Raw genomic sequence first — 20444 nt, forward strand, 5'->3', positions numbered from 1 at the left:
TTATGTCCTTTGAAAAGCTGGGAGAGGATGGCCGTGCCCGGCGCGGTCGGCTGAGCTTTCCCCGGGGCACCGTGGAAACGCCGGCGTTCATGCCGGTGGGTACCTACGGTACCGTCAAGGGTATGTTGCCCAGGGATATCAAGGATATTGGTGCAGAGATCATCCTTGGCAACACCTTTCACCTGATGTTGCGGCCAGGCACCGAGGTGGTGAAGGCCCACGGCGACCTGCATGACTTTACCCAATGGCACGGCCCGATCCTGACGGACTCCGGCGGCTTCCAGGTGTTCAGCCTCGGGGAGATGCGCAAGATTACCGAAGCAGGCGTAACCTTCCGCTCACCGATCGATGGTTCCCCTGTGGAGCTGTCACCGGAAATCGCCATGCAGGTTCAGCGGGACCTGGGCTCCGACATCGTGATGATTTTTGACGAGTGTACGCCTTACCCCGCAACCGAGAAGCAGGCCAGGGAGTCCATGGAGCTGTCCCTGCGTTGGGCCGAACGGAGCAAACAGGCCCACGCGGGCAACCCGGCGGCACTGTTCGGTATCGTCCAGGGTGGCATGTACGAGTCCCTGCGGGATCGCTCGCTGGAGGGGCTGACGGATATCGGATTTGACGGCTACGCTATTGGCGGGCTCTCGGTAGGGGAGCCCAAGGAGGATATGATCCGCATCCTGGATCATCTGCCACCGAAGATGCCGGAAGACCGCCCCCGCTACCTGATGGGCGTGGGCCGGCCGGAAGACCTTGTGGAAGCGGTTCGCCGTGGTGTGGATATGTTCGACTGCGTGATGCCCACCCGGAACGCCCGTAACGGTTACCTGTTTACCTCTACCGGTATCGTCAAGATCCGCAATGCGCGCCACCGCCATGATACGACACCGCTGGATGACCAGTGCGACTGTTATACCTGTCAGAACTTTTCGAGAAGTTATCTGCATCATCTGGATAAATGTGGGGAAATGCTCGGATCGCAGCTCAATACCATTCACAATCTGCGTTACTACCAGAACGTGATGGCCGGATTGCGTGGCGCAATTGAAGCAGGTACATTGTCGGACTTTATCAGCGACTTCTATGCCCGCCGGGGTGAAACCGTGCCACCAATGGCGCAGTGACGGCGGGACTAGCCGGTTCCAAACCGCTACTGAACTTTTCTTAAAAACGGAGATAATCAATGAAATCGATCAAGTTACTTGTTGCTGCACTCTTTGCTGTTATGCCGGCACTGGCCATGGCGCAGGATCCCGGTGCCGGTGGCATGGGTGTGATGGGGCAGGTGATTTTCTTTGCCGGCTTTATCCTGATTTTCTACTTCCTGATCTGGCGCCCGCAGTCCAAGCGTGCGAAAGAGCATAAAGCGTTGATGTCCGGTCTGAACAAGGGTGATGAGGTGGTTACCTCTGGCGGCGTCGCCGGCAAGATCACCAAGGTTACCGACGACTTTATCGTGGTTGAAATTGCCGACAACGTTGAAGTCAAGGTTCAGAAAGTTGCTGTTGCAGCGGCACTTCCGAAAGGAACTCTGAAGGACATCTGAGCAGGCGTTTTACTCAGGTCTGAATTTGCCAAGCTGAAACATCACAGCCGGCCCGTTGGCCGGCTTAAAGGGACCCCATGCTGAACAAGTATCCGCTCTGGAAAAACCTCGTTATCGTCATCGCACTGGTGATTGGTTTCATCTACGCCCTGCCTAATGTTTTCCCCGATGATTACGCCGTACAGATCACCGGTGCGCGCAGTAGCACCGAGGTCAACCAGCGGATTCTGGAGAGGGCCGTTGATGCGCTCGAGGCGAAGGGGATTGCCGTCAAGGAATCCGAGCTTCAGGATCGCGATGCCCTGATCCGACTGAATGATGCCGAATCCCAGCTGCGGGCCAGGCCGGTTGTCCAGGATGCGCTCGGCAGGGACTACCTGGTAGCCCTGAACATGGCGCCTTCTACCCCGGAATGGCTGAAAGGCCTTGGTGCAGGGCCCATGAAGCTGGGTCTCGATCTTCGCGGTGGTGTTCACTTCTTGCTGGAGGTGGATATGGAAACCGCGGTTGAGCAGCGTCTTGAGTCCATGTCCAGCCAGATCAAGCGTGAATTGCGAGACGAGCGCGTGCGCTATCGTGGCGGTGACCTGGAGGGCGACAATTCCATCGTTCTGACCTTCCGGGATGAAGAGTCCCGTAGCGAGGCCTTCTCACTCATTCGCGACCAGTACAACCAGTTTCTTCTGGACGAAGAGAGTGAGGAAGGCGAATACCGCCTGGTACTCACCATATCGGAAGCCGAGGTCAAGTCGATCCAGGATTACGCCCTGCAACAGAACCTCACCACTATCCGTAACCGGGTGAACGAACTGGGGGTTGCAGAACCTCTGGTGCAGCGCCAGGGTGCTGACCGGATTATCGTGGAGTTGCCGGGTGTCCAGGACACCGCCGCCGCAAAGCGTGTGCTTGGTGCCACCGCAAACCTGGAGTTCCGTCTTGAAGCACGCCAGGACGCACCGGCCGCAACAACGGAAACCTACGAGTTCCGGGACAACCCCAACCGCGAGGCTCGCCTGGAGCGGGATATTATCGCAACCGGCGACAACGTCTCCAACGCGCAACAGGCGTTCGATGAGAATGGCCAGCCCCAGGTGAATATCACCATGGACTCTGTCGGCGGTGATCTGATGAACCGGGCTACCCGGAACGCCATTGGCCGTCGAATGGCGGTGCTGTTCATCGAATACCGTACGGAAACCGAAGAAGTGGTTGTGGATGGCGAAACCCGCACCGTCGACAATCGGGTTGTGGAAAAGGGCATCATCAGTCTGGCCACTGTTCAGTCCGCGCTGGGAAGCAGTTTCCGGATTACCGGTCTCGATTCCATCCCGGAAGCTTCGGAACTGGCGCTGTTGCTGCGGGCCGGGGCACTGGCGGCTCCGATGTACTTCGTGCAGGAGCGCACCATTGGCCCAAGCCTGGGCCAGAAGAACATTGATGCCGGCATGATGTCCGTGCTGCTCGGCTTTGTCCTGGTGCTCTGCTACATGGTGGTTTACTACCGTGGCTTCGGCATGATTGCCAATGTGGCACTTACGCTCAACCTGATGCTGCTCATTGCCTGCATGTCGATACTTTCCGCAACCCTGACCCTGCCGGGTATCGCCGGTATTGTGCTGACGGTGGGTATGGCTGTTGACGCCAACGTGCTTATCTTTGAACGCATAAAGGAAGAGCTGAAGGCGGGCGCTCCGCCCCAGTTGGCCATCAATTCCGGTTATTCCAGGGCCTTTGTATCGATTTTCGATGCCAACATCACCACCTTGCTGGTGGCGGTGATCCTGTTCGCCATGGGTTCCGGCCCGGTGAAAGGGTTCGCGGTGACGCTGTCGATCGGTATTCTCACGTCGATGTTCTCCGGGCTGATGGTCAGTCGTAGCATCGTAAATCTTGTATACGGCGGTCGAAAGGTCGAAAAACTGTCGATCGGAGGGAAACTGGCCAATGTCTGAAGTTGAGAAAAAACCTATCGATTTTATGGGCATACGGAAGGTTGCTTCCGTGGTGTCCATTGCACTTGTCATTGCTGCAGTCGCTCTGCTGGCAATTCGTGGGCTGAATCTGGGGCTCGATTTTACCGGGGGTACCTCTGTAGAGTTTGAGTACCAGCAAGCGCCAGAACTGGATGAGGTTCGTGCAACCCTCTACGAGGCAGGTTACGAGCAGTTCGTGGTACAGAACTTCGGTTCTGATACGTCAGTCCTTGTGAGGATGGCGGAATCGGAAAATGACAAGCTGGCGGTAGAGGTTTCTGAGGCGCTTTCGGCCGGTGGTGCGGAGCTCCAGCTTGTCAGTTCCGAGTTTGTCGGTTCCCAGGTTGGTGAGCAGTTAAAGGAAGACAGTGGCCTCGGTATGCTGATCGCCCTTGCGGTCGTGCTGATCTACGTTGGTATGCGCTTCCAGTTCAAGTTCGGGATTGCCGCGGTCGTGCCACTTGCTCACGACGTGATCATCGTTCTTGGCGTGTTTTCACTGTTTCAGTGGACCTTTGACCTGAGTGTGCTTGCCGCATTGCTTGCGGTTATCGGTTACTCCCTGAACGATACCATCGTTGTAGCGGACCGTATCCGCGAGAACTTCCGCAAGATGCGGGAGGGGGATTCCGAGCACATTATCAATGAGTCCATCCATCAGACCATCAGCCGGACCCTGAACACCTCCGGTACCACTCTCGTGGTTCTACTGGCCCTCTATTTCCTGGGGGGCGAGGCAATCAACAACTTCGCTGTGGCACTGATCATTGGTGTGGTCGTTGGTACCTATTCTTCTATCTACGTTGCCGCCAACATGTTGGTAGCCCTGGGTGTTGCCCGCGAGGACCTGATCGTGCCTCCGAAGGAAGGGCTCGCCGGGCAGGAAGAGGAAGAAGAGCAACCGCCTGAGTGGCTGAACCGGATGTAAACCGGTCAGCCATAAAAAAGCCGCAACCCCGTGAGGTGTTGCGGCTTTTTTGTGCCTGGCCGGTTCAGCGTGGCAGACGGCCCCGGAAGGGGTGAAGGGTTTTCAGTACTTCCCGGAACAGCTTGGGGTTGGCAACGATAAGCTGTTTGGCTTTTTCCGTAGAAGGGTTGCCGGAGAAGTCGCCGGTCAGGGCGCCGGACTCCAGTGCCAGGGTTACGCCAATGGCAAGATCTGCTGGCTCCGGACGGAATATAACGGCAGCGTCCAGATGGCCGGAAGATACCCTGGCAATGTCCAGCGCAACGCAGCCGGCGGTGCGGAACATGCTGCTGTCGCGGGCCAGTAGTGATGCCATTTCGCCCCACATCAGCGGGTCATCGCCGTGTCGGGTCTGGTCCAGGAGGTTGCTGACCACGGCTGCGCGGTCAGAATGTTTGACCTCGCTGGTGCGCACGCGCCGGCTGTTGAGTGCTGCGCCGTGGCCGCGACTGGCAGAATACTCTTCGCCGGTAACGGGGTTGATCAGCAACACGTTCTCGGTGCGGTTGTTTTTCTTTTGCAGCAGTGCCAATGCGAAATCAGGAATGCCGCGCAGAAAGTTCTCACGCCCGAGTACCGGAAATATATGCCAGCTCTTGTCGTTACCGTCGGCATCCGCCTCATTCAGCGGTGCGATTACGTGGTCTTTGTAGGACTTTTCGAGCTGTTCGGAAAAATTGTCGTAAACCGACTGCTCGACCCGCTCAAGTTGCTTGCGGCGGTCTTCGCTGTCGCCATTGGGTTCCTGGCGCTCGAAGTGTGCTTTCAGATAGTCGGACCCCTGACGCGCGACGCGCAGGGCCATTTTAATAGCTGGTTGCATCTGAGTGTTCATTATCCGGGTGTGTGAAGGCCGCATAGCATATCAAAAACTGGCACGGCTTGTATGTTTTTCGACTCCGCAATGTCACTGACGGCGCTGCATCAGGGCTTATCCGGAGAGGCAGGGGAGGGGTGAAATCTGGTATCATGCGCGCCTTTCCGGATTTATATCGATAGATTGCTACAGAGACACGAGCGCTATGCACAAGCCAGCGATGCCCCAGGAGGGCACCGACACCTTTGACGACCAGATCAGGATTGTTCTGGTTGAAACCTCTCATTCCGGCAATATCGGAGCGGTTGCGAGGGCCATGAAAAACATGGCGCTGGGTAGTCTCTGGCTGGTCAACCCGACGTCATTCCCCGATGAAACCTCCTATGCGCGGGCGGCGGGTGCATCGGATGTACTGGATAATGCCCGGGTTGTGACCTCTCTGGACGAGGCTATTGCTGACTGTGTCTGCGTTATGGGCACCAGCGCCCGTGGCCGCAAGGTGCCCTGGCCGGTTATGGCACCGCCGGATGCCGCAGCCAAGGCTTCAGAGCATTCAGGGGCTGGTCCGGTTGCGTTGATATTCGGCCGCGAGAACCATGGCTTGAGCAATGAGGAGCTGCAGCGCTGCCACTTCCACATACATATTCCGTCGAACCCGGATTACAGTTCCCTGAATCTGTCCATGGCGGTGCAGGTGATGTGTTATGAATTACGCATGCACTACCTCAGAGGGCTTGAAGGTGGCGACGGCAGCCCCTATCTCAAACCCATGGCGGCGCCGGGGGATGCTGGCTGGGATGTGCCGCCGGCTCCGGTAAGGGACGTCGAAGGTTTTTTCGAGCATCTTGAGCAGGTGCTGGGGGATGTTGATTTCCATCGCCGCGAGAAACCCGGGCTGCTGATGACGCGGTTGCGCCGCTTGTTCCAGAGAGCGAAACTGGATCAGACGGAAATCAATATTCTCCGGGGCGTCCTGAGTGCCGTTCAGAAATCCGCCGGTACGGATAAATCCGGATCAAACACGTCAAAGGCTGGCCCGGCAGCCGGTGAACAGGAATAGGGTTATGTTTGAACGTTTAAGGGAAGATGTGAACAGTGTGTTTCATCGCGATCCCGCAGCTCGTAACACCTTTGAGGTTCTGACCAACTACCCCGGACTTCATGCACTCCTGTGTCACCGGTTTTCGCATTGGCTCTGGAATCTGGGCCTGAAATGGCTGGCGCGTACTTTCTCTACCCTTGCCCGTTGGCTGACGGGTATCGAGATTCACCCCGGTGCGACCATTGGCCGCCGCTTCTTTATCGACCACGGTATGGGCGTTGTGATTGGTGAAACCACCGTTATTGGTGACGATGTGACACTCTACCAGGGGGTAACCCTGGGGGGGACCAGCTGGAACAAGGGGAAACGCCATCCGACCCTGGGGGACGGCGTTGTGGTCGGCGCCGGAGCCAAGATTCTCGGCCCGTTCGAAGTGGGAGCCGGGGCGAAGATCGGCTCCAACTCGGTGGTCACCAAAGCGGTTCCAGAAGGGGCGACGGTGGTGGGTATTCCCGGTCGTGTCGTGGTCAAGCGCAAGGATGAAGACACTGCTCGCCGTAAAGAAATGGAAGAGCGTATGGGATTCGATGCGTACGGTGTAACTGAGGAGATGCCGGACCCCGTGGCCCGGGCCATGCGCAGCCTGCTGGACCACATGCATGTCGTCGATGACCGTATCGAGAACATGTGCAAGGCCCTCAGGAAGGTTAACAGCGAGTATCAGAACGGCGAAATGCCGCCGTTGCAGGAGGAGGACTTCGACTGCGTGCGGGATGACGAACCCTCACAGCGGTGAATACTTGACTGAAATAGTTGGTCAATTCATACTCGGCTCAATTAAAGCCGAATCAATCCCTGACCGGGGCTGAGTTTATGAGACTGACCACCAAAGGCCGCTACGCGGTGACGGCAATGCTGGATCTGGCCCTTCACGGGGATCAGGGGCCGGTCAGTCTGGCAGATATATCTGCCCGGCAGGAGATTTCCCTCTCGTATCTCGAGCAGCTATTTTCCCGCCTTCGCCGTCACAAGCTGGTGAACAGTATCCGTGGGCCCGGCGGGGGCTACCGTCTCAGCCGTGAACCCGACGCCGTCTTTATTGCAGAGGTGGTGGACGCGGTCAGTGAGTCCCTGGATACCACCCGTTGCGGCAACAAGGGTGATTGCCAGAATGGCGAAAAATGTCTGACCCACCACCTGTGGTCTGATCTCAGCGAGCAGATCCATCAGTTCCTGAGCGATATCAGCCTCGGAGACCTGATGAGAAAGCGGGAAATCCAGGTGGTTGCCAGTCGGCAAAACAGGCGTCATTCCGAAGGTGATTCACAGACGATTAACACCGAGCGCCTCACGGATCAGGCGCCGGCCTGAACGATAATCCTGAAACCTCTATGAAAAAACCCGTCTATATGGATTATGCGGCGACCACGCCCGTAGATCCCGTTGTTGCCGAAGAAATGTGCAAATACCTCACATTTGACGGTGTCTTCGGCAACCCTGCCTCCCGCTCCCACGCCTATGGCTGGCAAGCCGAATCGGCAGTCGAAGGTGCCCGTCGGCAGGTTGCGAACCTTATCCATGCTGACCCGCGGGAGATTGTCTGGACTTCCGGTGCCACGGAATCCGATAACCTGGCCATAAAGGGTGCGGTTGCTGGCCACGATAATCCTCACATTGTGACCTCGGAGATCGAGCACAAGGCGGTACTTGATACCTGCAAATGGCTTGAACGCCAGGGCGTGAGCGTAACCTGGCTGAATCCCGGCAGCGATGGTCGGATTGCCGTTGAGCAGGTAGAAAGCGCACTTCGTGACAATACGGTTCTGGTGAGCCTGATGATGGTCAACAATGAGCTGGGTTGCCAGACAGATACTGCGGCGATTGGCGCCATGCTTCGTGATCGCGGGGTGTTGTTTCATGTTGATGCGGCCCAGGCCGCCGGCAAAACTGAGGTGGATGTCAGCGCTTCGCCGGTAGACCTGCTTTCGCTGTCCGGGCACAAGGTCTACGGTCCCAAGGGCATTGGCGCGCTGTATGTTCGTCGGTCACCGGACGTGCGCATCGAGTCGCAGATTCACGGTGGCGGCCACGAGCGTGGCATGCGTTCCGGCACGCTGCCAACGCACCAGATTGTGGGCATGGGCAAGGCCTTCGAGCTGGCGAGTGAGCAGCTTGAGCAAGAGAAGGCGAGGCTGGAAGGCCTCCGCGGTCGACTCCTGGACGGGCTGCGCGGTCTGGAAGGTGTGGCACTCAATGGCAGTGACGAGCACCGGGTTCCAGGTATCGTGAACCTGTCGTTTGCAGGCGTAGATGCAGAGTCACTGATGCTGGGGCTGAGGGATCTGGCGGTTTCATCCGGCTCTGCCTGCGCATCAGCGACTATAGAGCCTTCCTTTGTATTGAAAGGCATTGGTCTGGACGATGAGCAGGCTCATCGGGCCCTCCGGTTTTCTTTCGGACGTTTTTCCACAGCCGAGGAGATTGACTTCGCAGCGACGCAAATCGTTGACGTTGTTAGCCGTCTCCGTTCAGTGCGGTAGGCAGTTGCCTCCGGACTGCGTATAATCCCAACCCTGAAATTTTTATGAACCTGAATGGAGACAGATCATGGCAAACGAGCGCACGCTCTCGATTATCAAGCCCGACGCAGTCGCAAAAAATGTGATCGGCGAGATTTACACACGCTTTGAAAAAGCAGGACTGGCGATCGTTGCTGCAAAAATGATGCATCTGACTCAGGAGCAGGCGGAAGGTTTCTATGCCGAGCATAAAGAGCGCCCGTTTTTTAATGATCTGGTCGCGTTCATGACATCCGGCCCGGTTGTTGTTCAGGTTCTGGAAGGCGAAGGTGCTATCCTGAAGAATCGTGACCTGATGGGTGCTACCAACCCCAAGGAAGCGGAAGCGGGCACTATCCGCGCCGATTTTGCATCATCCATCGATGCAAACGCCGTTCATGGTTCGGATTCGGCAGCGTCTGCCGAGCGTGAAATTGCATACTTTTTCAATGACAGTGAGATCTGCCCGCGGGGCTGATTGAGCTGCCCGGGCCGGGGTTTCTCTCGGCCCGGATTGGTTATCTGATCGAGGTTATGAAATGACAGCTGTTGCTGAGAAAACCAACCTTCTGGGATTGCCGAAGGCCAAAATGGAGGCTTTCTTCGAATCCCTGGGGGAGAAGAGTTTCCGGGCAACACAAGTGTTGCAGTGGATTCATCAGCGCGGTGCTGATGACTTCGATCAAATGACCAATATGAGCAAGGTGCTGCGGGAGAAGCTGAAGGAAGTGGCCGAGATTCGCGGGCCGGAAGTGGTCTACGATGAATCGTCGAAAGACGGTACCCGCAAGTGGGTCATGCGCATGGATAACGGCAACAGTGTCGAAACCGTGCTGATTCCCGATGGCGAGCGCGGCACCCTGTGTGTTTCCTCACAGATTGGCTGCAGCCTGGACTGTACCTTCTGCTCAACAGGAAAGCGTGGCTTTAACCGTAACCTGACTGCCGCAGAAATTATCGGCCAGGTCTGGGTTGCCCGCAAAGCGTTCATGCCCTTTGAACCAGGCCCTGATCGCCCGATTACCAATGTCGTGATGATGGGAATGGGGGAGCCGCTGCTGAACTTCGATAACGTGGTTGATGCCATGAACCTGATGATGGAGGATCTGGCGTACGGAATCTCCAAGCGGCGGGTGACGGTGAGCACGTCTGGCGTGGTTCCGGCAATAGACAAGCTGGGCGAGGTTACCGATGTTTCACTGGCCATTTCGCTTCATGCCCCTAATGATGAATTGCGTAACCAATTGGTGCCGTTGAATAAAAAGTACCCGATCTCGGAATTGCTGGCAGCCACCCGCCGCTACCTGGCCCGTTTGCCCGACAAACGCAAGGCGACCATCGAGTACACGGTGATCGAAGGGGTCAATGACCAGCCGGAGCATGCAAAAGAGCTGGCTGTTGTGTTGCGTGGTTTGCCGTGCAAGATCAACCTGATTCCCTTCAACCCGTTTCCGGAGAGTGATTTCCGGCGGCCGAGCATGAACGCCACCCGTCGTTTTCAGACGGTTCTTAATGAAGCGGGGTATGTTGCAACCGTCAGAACGACCCGCGGCGATGATATTGATGCCGCTTGCGGACAGCTTGTGGGCAGGGTGGAAGATCGCACGAAACGAAGCCAGCGTTACATACAGGTGCACCAGGTCAGTCCATGAACCCGGGTGAGATTTCACCCCTGAAAACAAGAGGAATTGCCAACTGTGACATCTGAACCAGTAAACCGGATCCGGGCCGCATTTGCCATGGTGTTGCTGGCAATGTTTGTCACAGGCTGTGTGACCAACACCGATAGCCGCTTCGCCCGTGAAGCCGACCGGGACAAGGCGGTCAGGAACTACGTTCAGCTGGCGACGGCTTATATCGGTCAGGGTAATCTGGATCGGGCCAGGAGTCACCTTGACAGGGCCCTCGAGATTTCACCCGAGAACCCGGGTGCGCTGGCAGCCATGGGGCTGGTCTATCAGTCCGAGGGTGAACCGGAACTGGCAGAGCGTTCTTTCAAGAGGGCTCTGGAGAACGATCAGGACTATACACGTGGACGGGTTTATTACGGCGCCTATCTTTATGGGGAGCGCCGGTTTGAAGAGGCGCGTGATCAGTTCCTCGCAGCTTCCAGGGACACGGGTTATGGCGAGAGAGCGTCGGTATTTTTCAATCTGGGCCTGACTGAAGAGCGGATCGGCAACCTTGAGGGCGCGGTTACTGCCTATCGACGGGCTGTTGAATTGTCCCGTGGCGATGCCAGGTCGCTGCTTGCTCTTTCACGCACGCTGGTGGAGTCCGGGGACTATCAGGCTGCTTCTCGCCATTACAGCCGTCTGACGACTCTGATGCAGCGAAACAAGAACCTTCGCCACTCCCCGGAAAGTCTCTACACGGGGATTCGTATTGCTCACCATCTTGGTGACCGGAACCAGGCGTCAAGCCTGGCGCTGCAGTTGAAGAACAATTTCCCGAACTCTGTCGAATACCAACAATACAGGGTGATGATCGCAAATGGACAGTGATGACACACAACAGCCAGTGGTGAGTGAACCCGCAGGGCAGCAACTCAAGCGCGCGCGGGAGCAGAAGGGGCTGAGTGTCTCGGCTGTGGCTGATGCGCAGCATCTGCGCCCGGCGGTCATTCATGCCATTGAGGATTGTGAATACAGGCAGATCGACAGTGAACTGTTCCTGAAGGGGTATGTCAGAACCTATGCGCGCCAGGTCGATCTGGACCCGGATGCGGTGATCGCGACACTCGACAAGGAACTGGAACCGCTACGGCAGGAAAAAGCGCAGGCGGAAGAATTGAATCCGCTGGTTGATATTGAACGGCGCAGGCGGCAGAAACGCCGGATGGCAAAGCTGCTTTTTTTCCTTCTGGTTATTGCCATTGCGGTTTTCGTTGGTCTGCGTTTTCTGGACAATACGGGCACAACAACGCCTGCACCGGCAGAGCCTGACAGCTCCGATGCTGCACCAGAGACCGTAGAGCCTGAACCCGACAGCAGCGATTCGTCAGATGCTGCTACGGATGCTGAGGAAACCGGAACCGAGGACGATATCACCGTGGCAGAAACGGCCGCGGTGGATCCTGAACCGGTCATCGATGAGCCGACGGTAACGGACGAGAGTGTACCGGCACCCTCTGAGCAACAACGGGACCTCACGCTGGCTTCCGATAGTGAACCCGGTGCGGCGGACAGGCCAGTTGAGGAGCCTGTGACAGCATCGCCCGATGACATTGACGAGAGCCGGGTGCCGGTAGTCACCAGTGCCCCGGAACCTGCATTTCAGGAAAGCGCGCAACCGAACGCCGCAGTTGGAAGCGCCCGTCTGGAAATGGCGTTCAGCGATGAATGCTGGGTTCAGGTGACAGATTCCGCGGGCAATCGTCTGGTGGGCTCTCTGCAGCGGAATGGCGACCGGATAGAAGTCTCCGGCAGGGTGCCTATCGAGGTGATTGTTGGCGCTGTTGACGCCATCGAATCCATACGTTTTGATGGTGAGCCGGTGGATATGTCCGGTTTCCGGGTCGTCAATAACCGTGCTGAATTCACGCTGGATATCTGATTTATGATTCACGAATCTCCGATCAAAAGACGTAAATCCCGCCAGATAATGGTGGGTGATGTTCCCGTAGGCGGGGACGCGCCGATCGCTGTTCAGAGCATGACCAACACCAATACCTGCGATGTGGCTGCAACGGTCGGCCAGATCCAGGCACTGCAGGAAGCCGGTGCTGACATCGTGCGGGTATCTGTCCCATCCATGGACGCGGCCGAGGCTTTCGGCAAGATCCGCTCTTTGGTATCCGTGCCGCTGGTGGCAGACATCCACTTTGACCACAAGATTGCGCTGCGGGTGGCTGAGCTTGGTGTGGACTGCCTGCGGATCAATCCCGGCAATATTGGTCGGGATGACCGCGTCAGTGCGGTGATCAGCGCTGCTCGAGATCGTAACATTCCGATCCGGATCGGCGTGAATGCCGGTTCACTGGAGAAAGCCCTGCAGCGCAAATATGGTGAGCCGACCGCCGAGGCATTGGTGGAATCGGCGATGCGCCATATCGACATTCTGGACAAGCACGATTTCCAGGATTTCAAGGTCAGCCTCAAGGCCTCCGAAGTATTCATGACCGTGGCGGCGTATCGTCTGATTGCAGAGCAGATTGAGCAGCCCCTGCACCTTGGTATCACGGAAGCAGGTGGTTTCCGTTCCGGTACCGTGAAGTCGTCTATTGGCCTGGGCATGTTGTTGATGGACGGCATTGGCGACACGATCAGGGTGTCCCTGGCGGCCGATCCCGTGCAGGAGATCAAGGTTGGCTTCGATATTCTCAAGAGCCTGCGCCTGCGTAGCCGCGGCATAAACTTCGTTGCCTGCCCGAGCTGTTCGCGGCAGAACTTCGACGTTATCCAGACCATGAACGATCTCGAGGCCCGCCTGGAAGACGTCAACGAGTCGCTGGACGTGGCCATTATCGGCTGTATCGTCAACGGCCCGGGTGAGGCCAAAGTGGCAGATCTTGGCCTCACCGGCGGAAGCCCGAAGAACCTGTTCTACATGTCGGGCAAGCCCAACCAGAAACTCGATAACGCCAACCTGACCGACGACCTGGAGCGACTGATCCGAGAGGAAGTTGCACGTCGCAAGGAAAAGGAAGACGCGATCATTACCCGCTCGACCGACTGAGTGCAGATCGCCAAATCACTGAAACAGATAAGGTAGTAACTTGGCTAAGATCCAGGCAATTCGCGGGATGAACGATATCCTGCCAGAACAGACGCCGGTATGGCAGTTTGTGGAAAGCACGGTCAGGCGGGTACTTGCGCAATACGGCTATCAGGAAATCCGTATGCCGGTCGTGGAACAGACTGACCTGTTCAAGCGGTCTATCGGCGAAGTGACGGACATTGTCGAGAAGGAAATGTACACCTTCGAAGACCGTAACGGCGACAGTCTGACCCTGCGCCCTGAAGGCACCGCAGGCTGCGTTCGCGCTGCTGAGGAGCACGGCCTGCTTTTCAACCAGACCCGGCGCCTGTGGTATACCGGGCCAATGTTTCGTCATGAACGCCCACAGAAAGGACGTTACCGCCAGTTCCACCAGATCGGTGTGGAATGTTTTGGCATGACCGGCCCGGATATCGACGCGGAACTGTTAGTGCTGACTGCACGGCTCTGGCGCGAACTCGGGCTGGCTGAGCATACCCGCCTGGAGATCAATTCGATTGGCACGTCGGCGGCCCGTCGTGAATACCGGGAGGCCCTGGTGGCCTACCTCTCGGGTTATCGGGATCAGCTGGACGAGGACAGTTTACGCCGTCTGGAGTCAAATCCCCTGCGTATTCTTGACAGCAAAAATCCGCAGACCCAGCAGCTTCTGGCGGATGCGCCCAGGCTGGATGACTATCTCGACCAGGAGTCTGTGGAGCACTTCCGGGAGCTTCGCGCACTGCTGGATGCCTCCGGTGTCCGTTACACCGTGAATCCACGACTGGTGCGTGGGCTGGATTACTATGGCAAAACGGTGTTCGAGTGGATCACCGACAGCCTGGGCGCACAGGGCACTGTCTGTGCCGGCGGCCGCTATGACGGACTGGTTGAGCAGCTGGGCGGCAAACCCACCCATGCCGTAGGATTTGCGATGGGGCTTGAGCGCCTGATTCTGCTGCTGGAGACCCTGGACCTTGTTCCGGCCAGTGCTAACGGCAATGTGGATGTGTATGTGATCGCCATGGGCGATGCAGCGGTGGCACCAGCGCTGGCGCTTGCGGAATCACTGCGGTCTGCCTTACCGGAAGCGCGAATAATGAGCCATTGTGGTGGCGGCAGCTTCAAGAGCCAAATGAAAAAGGCGGATCGCAGCGGTGCCGGTTATGCCGTTATTCTCGGTGAGAACGAACTGGCCACGGGCACGGTGGCTCTGAAGCCGCTGCGGTCGGATGAACCACAGCAGGACGTTGGTCAGGCTGAACTTGCCGGCGTACTGGAAGAATTGCTGGGCCGCTGATGGCGGGCCGAAAGGCTACAGGCACAATAACCATTTATTACAGGAGTCATCATGGCTGAAATGCGCACTGAGGAAGAAACGGTCCAGGCAATCAAGGACTGGTGGAAGAATAATGGCAGCTCGCTCCTGATTGGTATTGCTGCGGCACTGGCCATCGTATTTGGCTGGCAGGCATGGCAGAACCATCAGATGCAGCAGCGCACCGAGGCTGCCTCCCAGTTCGCGGACCTGATCAATGCCTACAGCGATGAGAGTGATGAAAAGCGCGCCGAGACTGTGGCCTACGTGGCTGAGTCGTTGAGGGAAGAGTACAGCGACAGCGCCTTCGCCATCTACGGTATGTTGATGCTGGCGCGGCAACAGATGATGGACCAGGGCGATCCGCAGGCGGCTATTGAGTCGTTGTCCTGGGCGCAGGAAAAAGCGGGCGACTCCGGCCCCCTGGCCCTTGTAATCCGTAACCGGCTGGCCCGCGCCCATTTTGCGGCCGAACAGTACGAAGAAGCTCTCGCCAGGATTGAGAATGTAGAGGATGCCGGTACCTTCAGTGCGATTTTCACTGAACTGAAAGGCGATATCCTGTTGGCACAGGGCGACCGCGACGGTGCCCGTGATGCCTACCTGGCTGCCAGGGAGCAAAACCAGCAGGGACGCAGCGGCATTCTTGAACTCAAGCTATCAGACCTTGGCGTAGGGGAGGGAGCCTGATGCCCCTGTTGTTTAAAGGGCAGATGCGTTCGGTTCCTCTGATTGGCCTGTTGGTGGTTGCACTGCTGGCCGGTTGCAGCACCACGGATACCTTTGAGCAGCCCAAGCCGGTGCCCGACATCTCCGCCACTGTCGAACTGGAAAGTGTGTGGACCATGGGTGTCGGTGAAGGCCACGACGACAAATTCCTTTATCTTGCGCCGCTGAATACTGGCGACATGCTCTACGCAGCATCGGCAGAGGGCGAGATCTGGGCGGTTGATCCGGAAAACGGAGCAGTCGCCTGGTATCAGGATCTGGACGAGGATATCACTGCCGGAGTGGGCGGAGACCAGGGCAACCTTTACCTGGTCACCCGTGATGCGCAGCTGAAAGCCCTGTCGCGGCAGGATGGCACCGAGCTGTGGGAGCAGCCGTTGCCCAACGAAGCGTTGGCTTCCCCGCAGTCGAACGGGCGCCTTGTGGTGGTCCAGACCATTGACGGCAAAGTGCTTGCTTTCAATACCAACGGTGGCGAAAAGGCCTGGCAATACGACAGCAATGTGCCGGTTCTGTCCATGAGGGCTGCCGCGTCACCACTGGTGGGTGCAGATCTGGTTCTGGCCTCACTGGCCAATGGCAAACTGATGGCGCTTTCTACCGAGTCCGGGCAACCGGTATGGCAGTATGAAGTAGGCCAGCCCCAGGGGCGTACCGAGCTGGAAAGGCTGGTGGATGTTGCCGGTGAGCCACTGATTCTGGAAAGTGCGGCCATGGTGGTGGGTTATCAGGGCAAGCTGGCCCTGGTTGACCTGCAAAGTGGTCAGGAGATATGGAGCCGGAAGGAATCCAGCCTGCAGTCGCCCATGATTGGTAACGGCAATATTTTTGTTGCCGGCGCCGATGGTGATATTACCGCCTATCGTGGCTCTGATCGTCGGGAATTGTGGGTTCAGGACAGGTTATCCTGGCGCCAGCCTACCCAGCCGATCGTTTATGACGACTATCTGCTGGTTGGAGACTATGAAGGTTACATCCACATGCTGTCACTGGAGGATGGTAGCCTTCAGGGCCAGCTTGAGTTTGACGACGACGGTTTGCGGGTGCCTTTTCAGCGGCTGCAGAACGGGAACCTTCTGGTTTATGGCAATAGTGGTGAAATGTCTGTTCTTAAAATCCGGGAGCGCGACTGAGCGTTCCTTTCCGGCCATATCGCTGTGAAGCGCTGGCCCTGTTTACTGTGTAGCGAAAGATTATGACCCCTGTAATTGCACTTGTCGGGCGTCCCAACGTTGGCAAGTCGACACTGTTTAACCAGATGACGCGTTCCCGGGATGCGCTTGTAGCGGATTTTCCCGGCCTGACCCGCGACCGTAAATACGGCGAGGGCAATTACGAGGACCAGCGGTTTATTGTCATTGATACCGGTGGTCTCACCGGCGGCGAGGAAGGCCTGGATGCGGAGATGGCCCGCCACTCCATGCAGGCGGTTGAAGAGGCCGACATCGTGCTGTTTCTGGTAGACGGCAAGGCCGGCCTGAACGGTGGTGACGAGCTGATTGCCGATCACCTTCGTAAAACCGGCAAGCAGGCGCACCTGGTGGTCAACAAGACCGACGGTCAGGACCCGGACATTGCTGCCTCTGATTTCCATGGCCTTGGTTTCCAGTCTACCTTTCTGATCGCGGCTTCCCACAACCGTGGCATCCGTTCAATGCTCGAGGAGCTGCTGCCCTCGGAAGAGGAGCGTGAAGCCCAGGACCGGGCAGATAAATACCCCGGGATCCGGATCGGGATTGTCGGTCGTCCGAATGTGGGCAAATCCACGCTGGTCAATCGTATGCTGGGTGAAGACCGGGTTGTGGTGTTCGACATGCCCGGCACCACCAGGGACAGCGTGTACATTCCTTACGAGCGGATGGACCATCAGTACACGCTCATCGATACCGCAGGTGTGCGCCGTCGCAAGAATGTCAGTGAAACGGTGGAGAAGTTTTCCATCATCAAGACGCTGCAGGCCATCGATGACGCCCACGTGGTTATTCTGGTGATCGATGCCCGGGAAGGGCTGGTGGACCAGGACCTGCACCTGATTGGCTTTGTGCTGGATGCGGGCCGCTCGCTGGTGATTGCCGTCAACAAGTGGGACGGCATGGACCCGGAAGACAAGGCGAAGGTAAAAGAGCAGGTTCAGCGCCGCCTGGATTTTCTCGACTATGCCGACAAGCATTATATTTCTGCGCTTCACGGCTCTGGCGTTGGCGTGATGTACGACTCGGTCCACGCCTGCTACGAATCCGCGATGGCCAAGTGGCCAACGAACCGCCTCACTGCGATTCTTCAGGATGCGACCGCACAGCATCAGCCACCATTGGTGCAGGGACGCCGCATCAAGCTCCGTTATGCTCACCAGGGTGGTTCCAACCCTCCGGTTATCGTTGTGCACGGCAACCAGACGGATGCGTTACCGGGTGCCTACAAGCGCTATCTGGAGAACAGTTTCCGCAAGGTCCTGAAGGTAGTCGGCTCGCCCATCCGCTTTGAGTTCCGCTCCGGCGAGAACCCGTTTGCCAACAAGGTGAGTCGGTTGACGCCCCGCCAGAAGGTCAAGCAGGATAATGACATCAAGAAAGGCCGGCCGGTAAAGAAGAAAGCGAGAATGAAGAGCAAGAAACGCTAGGCCTGCCAGGGCAGGGCTGACCCGTCAGATCAACCCAGCATCCTCTACCTGTTTGGCCTGTACCGCGGTGAGAGCAATGGTAAAGACAATGTCTTCCACCAGCGCGCCCCGGGAAAGGTCATTCACCGGTTTTCTCAGGCCCTGAAGCATGGGGCCGATACTCACCACATTAGCGCTACGCTGAACGGCCTTGTAGGTTGTGTTGCCGGTGTTCAGATCCGGAAAGATAAACACCGTGGCCTTACCGGCGACCTTGCTGTTCGGCGCCTTGCTTTTGGCAACGCTCTCTATGGCCGCGGCATCGTATTGCAGGGGGCCGTCAATCAGCAGGTCAGGGCGCCTTTCCCGGGCAATCCGGGTGGCTTCGCGCACCTTTTCCACGTCCTTGCCACTGCCGGATTCTCCGGTGCTGTAACTGATCATGGCCACCACCGGCTCAATACCGAAGGCTTCCGCTGAACCGGCACTCTGGATCGCGATATCGGCCAGTTCCTCGGCGTTCGGGTCGGGGTTAATGGCGCAATCCCCATAGACGACAACCTGCTGCGGCAGCAGCATGAAGAACACCGACGAGACCACCTTGGCGTGGTCGTGGGTCTTGATCAGCTGCATGGCCGGGCGCACGGTGTTGGCGGTGGTGTGCACGGCCCCGGATACCAGGCCATCAGCCTTGTCTTCAGCCACCATCATGGTTCCGAGAACCACATTGTCTTCCAGCATTGCTTCGGCCATATCGGGCGCCAGGCCCTTGTGTTGTCGAAGCTTTACCATGGGGTCGATGTAGTCTTTGCGGACCTCGGCAGGATCGATGACTTCCATGTCGTCGGGCAGTTCCAGCCCCTGGGATCGGGCGACATTGGCGATATCATTACGGTCGCCCAGCATGATGCAGTGGGCCAGTTTACGCTGGTGGCAGATAATTGCGGCCTGAACCGTACGCGGTTCATTGCCCTCAGGCAGCACGATGCGCTTGGCCGCGGCCCTGGCACGTTCCGACAGCAGGTAACGGAAAGCCGGTGGCGATAACCGGCTCTGGCGTTCGACCTTCAGGTGCTCCCTGAGCCACTCGGCGTCGATCCGGGTTGCAACGGCTTCCATGGCCTTTTCTATCCGGTCCGGGTCATCCACCGGGATCGCAGGGGAGAGGTTGGCCAGCCGGTGAGCGGTTTCATAGGTATTGGTTTCGGCTCTCATGACCGGAAGCCCGGTTTCCAGTGCACGGCGGCAGAGATCCACCACCCTGTCGTCGGGCATCAGTCCGCCGGTGAGCATTATGCCGGCCAGTGGCACGCCATTGAGTGCAGCTACCGCCGTGGTCACTATGATGTCTTCCCGATCTCCCGGTGTAACCATGAGGGTTCCCGGTCTCAGGGTATCCACCATATTGCGGATGGTACGGGCACTGACGGTGACCTTCTGGACCCGACGAGTGTGCATCTCCCCTTCGTGGAGCACTTCTGAATCCATTTCACGGACAATGTCTGATACCCGCGACGCCAGAAGTTCCGGCTGCCAGGGAATGACTGCCAGCAGCCGGTAACGGCCTTCGCTGAAGACCTTGCAGGCCTTGCCGTAATCAACCGTTTCGTCGGAGGCCCGGGAATTTACCCGCGGAGTAAACTCTGATTTGTCAGGTTCTCCGACTTTGTTGAGCACAACGCCGATCACCTCCGGGTCGGAGGGGCTGGAGAACAGTCGGGCGTAAAAATCCAGTTCTTCGTCCAGGGTTTTCGGATCCGTCTGCCCGGGGGTGCTTACCAGAACAACTTCGGAACCCAGGTTGCGGGCGACTTCCACATTCAGCCTGGCGATATAGGCTTCGGAGCGATCTGGCACCAGGCCTTCAATGATGACCACATCAACCGTCTTTGCTACTTTCTGGTACTCGCCAACGATCGTTTCCAGCAATTGGTCGGCCTTGCCGGTGTTGAGAAGGTTCTGCGCCGTCTTCAGACCCATGGGCTCGGGAGGCTCCAGATGGCTACGGGCCCGAACGAATGCTACGGACGTGTCTTCACCGCGGTTATGATGGGCCTCGCCCTCATGGACTGACTGAGAAAACGGCTTATAGAACCCCACGCTGACGCCCACCCGTTCAAGGGCGCGGAGCAGCCCCAGGCAGACGGAGGTCAGCCCGGAATTCAGGGAGGTTGGCGCAATATAGAGGTTCTTTGCCATG

At 57.6% G+C, this 20444-nt stretch carries 19 protein-coding genes; 17 read left to right on the forward strand and 2 right to left on the reverse strand.

Going from position 1 to position 20444, the window contains the following annotated elements; translation table 11 throughout:
* The first annotated feature begins 2 nt into the window (after positions 1-2).
* From tgt to secF, 4 genes are all read left to right on the forward strand, one after another.
* Positions 3-1121 (forward strand): tRNA guanosine(34) transglycosylase Tgt, encoded by a 1119-nt coding sequence (gene tgt / locus QPL94_RS17110; protein ID WP_285359339.1) that lies wholly within the window; start codon positions 3-5, stop codon positions 1119-1121.
* Positions 1122-1180: 59 nt separating this feature from the next.
* The gene (gene yajC, locus QPL94_RS17115; protein ID WP_150993168.1) at positions 1181-1543 is read left to right on the forward strand and encodes a preprotein translocase subunit YajC; all 363 of its coding nucleotides are present in this window, start codon (positions 1181-1183) and stop codon (positions 1541-1543) included.
* Between the two features lie 77 nt (positions 1544-1620).
* On the forward strand, positions 1621-3495 hold the full coding sequence (secD, locus tag QPL94_RS17120) for a protein translocase subunit SecD (RefSeq protein WP_285359027.1): 1875 nt from the start codon (positions 1621-1623) through the stop codon (positions 3493-3495).
* A complete protein-coding gene (secF, locus tag QPL94_RS17125) occupies positions 3488-4444 on the forward strand; it encodes a protein translocase subunit SecF (RefSeq protein WP_285359029.1) in 957 nt (318 codons plus the stop codon). Before secD ends, secF begins: the two co-directional genes overlap by 8 nt.
* 64 nt (positions 4445-4508) lie before the next feature.
* Here secF and QPL94_RS17130 read toward each other — a convergent pair whose 3' ends face one another.
* Complete coding sequence (locus QPL94_RS17130; protein WP_285359031.1) at positions 4509-5306, reverse strand: inositol monophosphatase family protein; 798 nt, start codon at positions 5304-5306, stop codon at positions 4509-4511.
* Positions 5307-5505: 199 nt separating this feature from the next.
* On the opposite strand from QPL94_RS17130, the gene trmJ reads away from it, so the two are divergent.
* The 13 genes from trmJ to der all read left to right on the forward strand — a co-directional run bounded on the left by trmJ (position 5506) and on the right by der (position 18265).
* Positions 5506-6360: a tRNA (cytosine(32)/uridine(32)-2'-O)-methyltransferase TrmJ gene (gene trmJ, locus QPL94_RS17135; RefSeq protein ID WP_285359033.1), complete on the forward strand. Its 855-nt coding sequence runs from the start codon at positions 5506-5508 to the stop codon at positions 6358-6360.
* A 4-nt stretch (positions 6361-6364) separates the two neighbouring features.
* On the forward strand, positions 6365-7138 hold the full coding sequence (gene cysE / locus QPL94_RS17140) for a serine O-acetyltransferase (protein WP_285359034.1): 774 nt from the start codon (positions 6365-6367) through the stop codon (positions 7136-7138).
* 77 nt (positions 7139-7215) lie between these two features.
* Positions 7216-7713, forward strand: a complete 498-nt coding sequence (gene iscR / locus QPL94_RS17145) for a Fe-S cluster assembly transcriptional regulator IscR (protein ID WP_285359035.1) — start codon at positions 7216-7218, stop codon at positions 7711-7713.
* Positions 7714-7733: 20 nt separating this feature from the next.
* Positions 7734-8882 carry an IscS subfamily cysteine desulfurase gene (locus tag QPL94_RS17150; RefSeq protein WP_285359036.1) on the forward strand — a complete coding sequence of 383 codons (1149 nt, stop codon included), beginning with the start codon at positions 7734-7736 and terminating at the stop codon, positions 8880-8882.
* Between the two features lie 67 nt (positions 8883-8949).
* Entirely contained in the window at positions 8950-9378 is a 429-nt protein-coding gene (ndk, locus tag QPL94_RS17155; RefSeq protein WP_285359038.1) for a nucleoside-diphosphate kinase, read from the forward strand.
* Positions 9379-9439: 61 nt separating this feature from the next.
* Complete coding sequence (gene rlmN / locus QPL94_RS17160) at positions 9440-10552, forward strand: dual-specificity RNA methyltransferase RlmN (protein ID WP_137434239.1); 1113 nt, start codon at positions 9440-9442, stop codon at positions 10550-10552.
* An 87-nt stretch (positions 10553-10639) separates the two neighbouring features.
* Positions 10640-11404 carry a type IV pilus biogenesis/stability protein PilW gene (pilW, locus tag QPL94_RS17165; protein ID WP_285359340.1) on the forward strand — a complete coding sequence of 255 codons (765 nt, stop codon included), beginning with the start codon at positions 10640-10642 and terminating at the stop codon, positions 11402-11404.
* Positions 11394-12455, forward strand: coding sequence for a RodZ domain-containing protein (locus QPL94_RS17170; protein WP_285359040.1), 1062 nt, complete (start codon positions 11394-11396; stop codon positions 12453-12455). The genes pilW and QPL94_RS17170 overlap by 11 nt, the downstream gene beginning before the upstream one ends.
* Positions 12456-12458: 3 nt before the next feature.
* Entirely contained in the window at positions 12459-13577 is a 1119-nt protein-coding gene (gene ispG, locus QPL94_RS17175; RefSeq protein WP_285359041.1) for a flavodoxin-dependent (E)-4-hydroxy-3-methylbut-2-enyl-diphosphate synthase, read from the forward strand.
* A gap of 40 nt (positions 13578-13617) precedes the next feature.
* A complete protein-coding gene (hisS, locus tag QPL94_RS17180) occupies positions 13618-14898 on the forward strand; it encodes a histidine--tRNA ligase (protein WP_285359043.1) in 1281 nt (426 codons plus the stop codon).
* Positions 14899-14949: 51 nt separating this feature from the next.
* On the forward strand, positions 14950-15606 hold the full coding sequence (locus tag QPL94_RS17185; RefSeq protein WP_285359045.1) for a YfgM family protein: 657 nt from the start codon (positions 14950-14952) through the stop codon (positions 15604-15606).
* Complete coding sequence (bamB, locus tag QPL94_RS17190; protein ID WP_285359047.1) at positions 15606-16778, forward strand: outer membrane protein assembly factor BamB; 1173 nt, start codon at positions 15606-15608, stop codon at positions 16776-16778. Before QPL94_RS17185 ends, bamB begins: the two co-directional genes overlap by 1 nt.
* Positions 16779-16840: 62 nt before the next feature.
* Positions 16841-18265 (forward strand): ribosome biogenesis GTPase Der, encoded by a 1425-nt coding sequence (gene der, locus QPL94_RS17195; RefSeq protein WP_285359049.1) that lies wholly within the window; start codon positions 16841-16843, stop codon positions 18263-18265.
* A 24-nt stretch (positions 18266-18289) separates the two neighbouring features.
* Here the strand turns inward: der and pta are convergent, their stop codons facing one another.
* The gene (gene pta, locus QPL94_RS17200) at positions 18290-20443 is read right to left on the reverse strand and encodes a phosphate acetyltransferase (protein WP_285359051.1); all 2154 of its coding nucleotides are present in this window, start codon (positions 20441-20443) and stop codon (positions 18290-18292) included.
* Position 20444 lies beyond the last annotated feature (1 nt).

It is taken from the genome of Marinobacter sp. SS13-12 (genome assembly GCF_030227115.1).
Taxonomy (GTDB): domain Bacteria; phylum Pseudomonadota; class Gammaproteobacteria; order Pseudomonadales; family Oleiphilaceae; genus Marinobacter.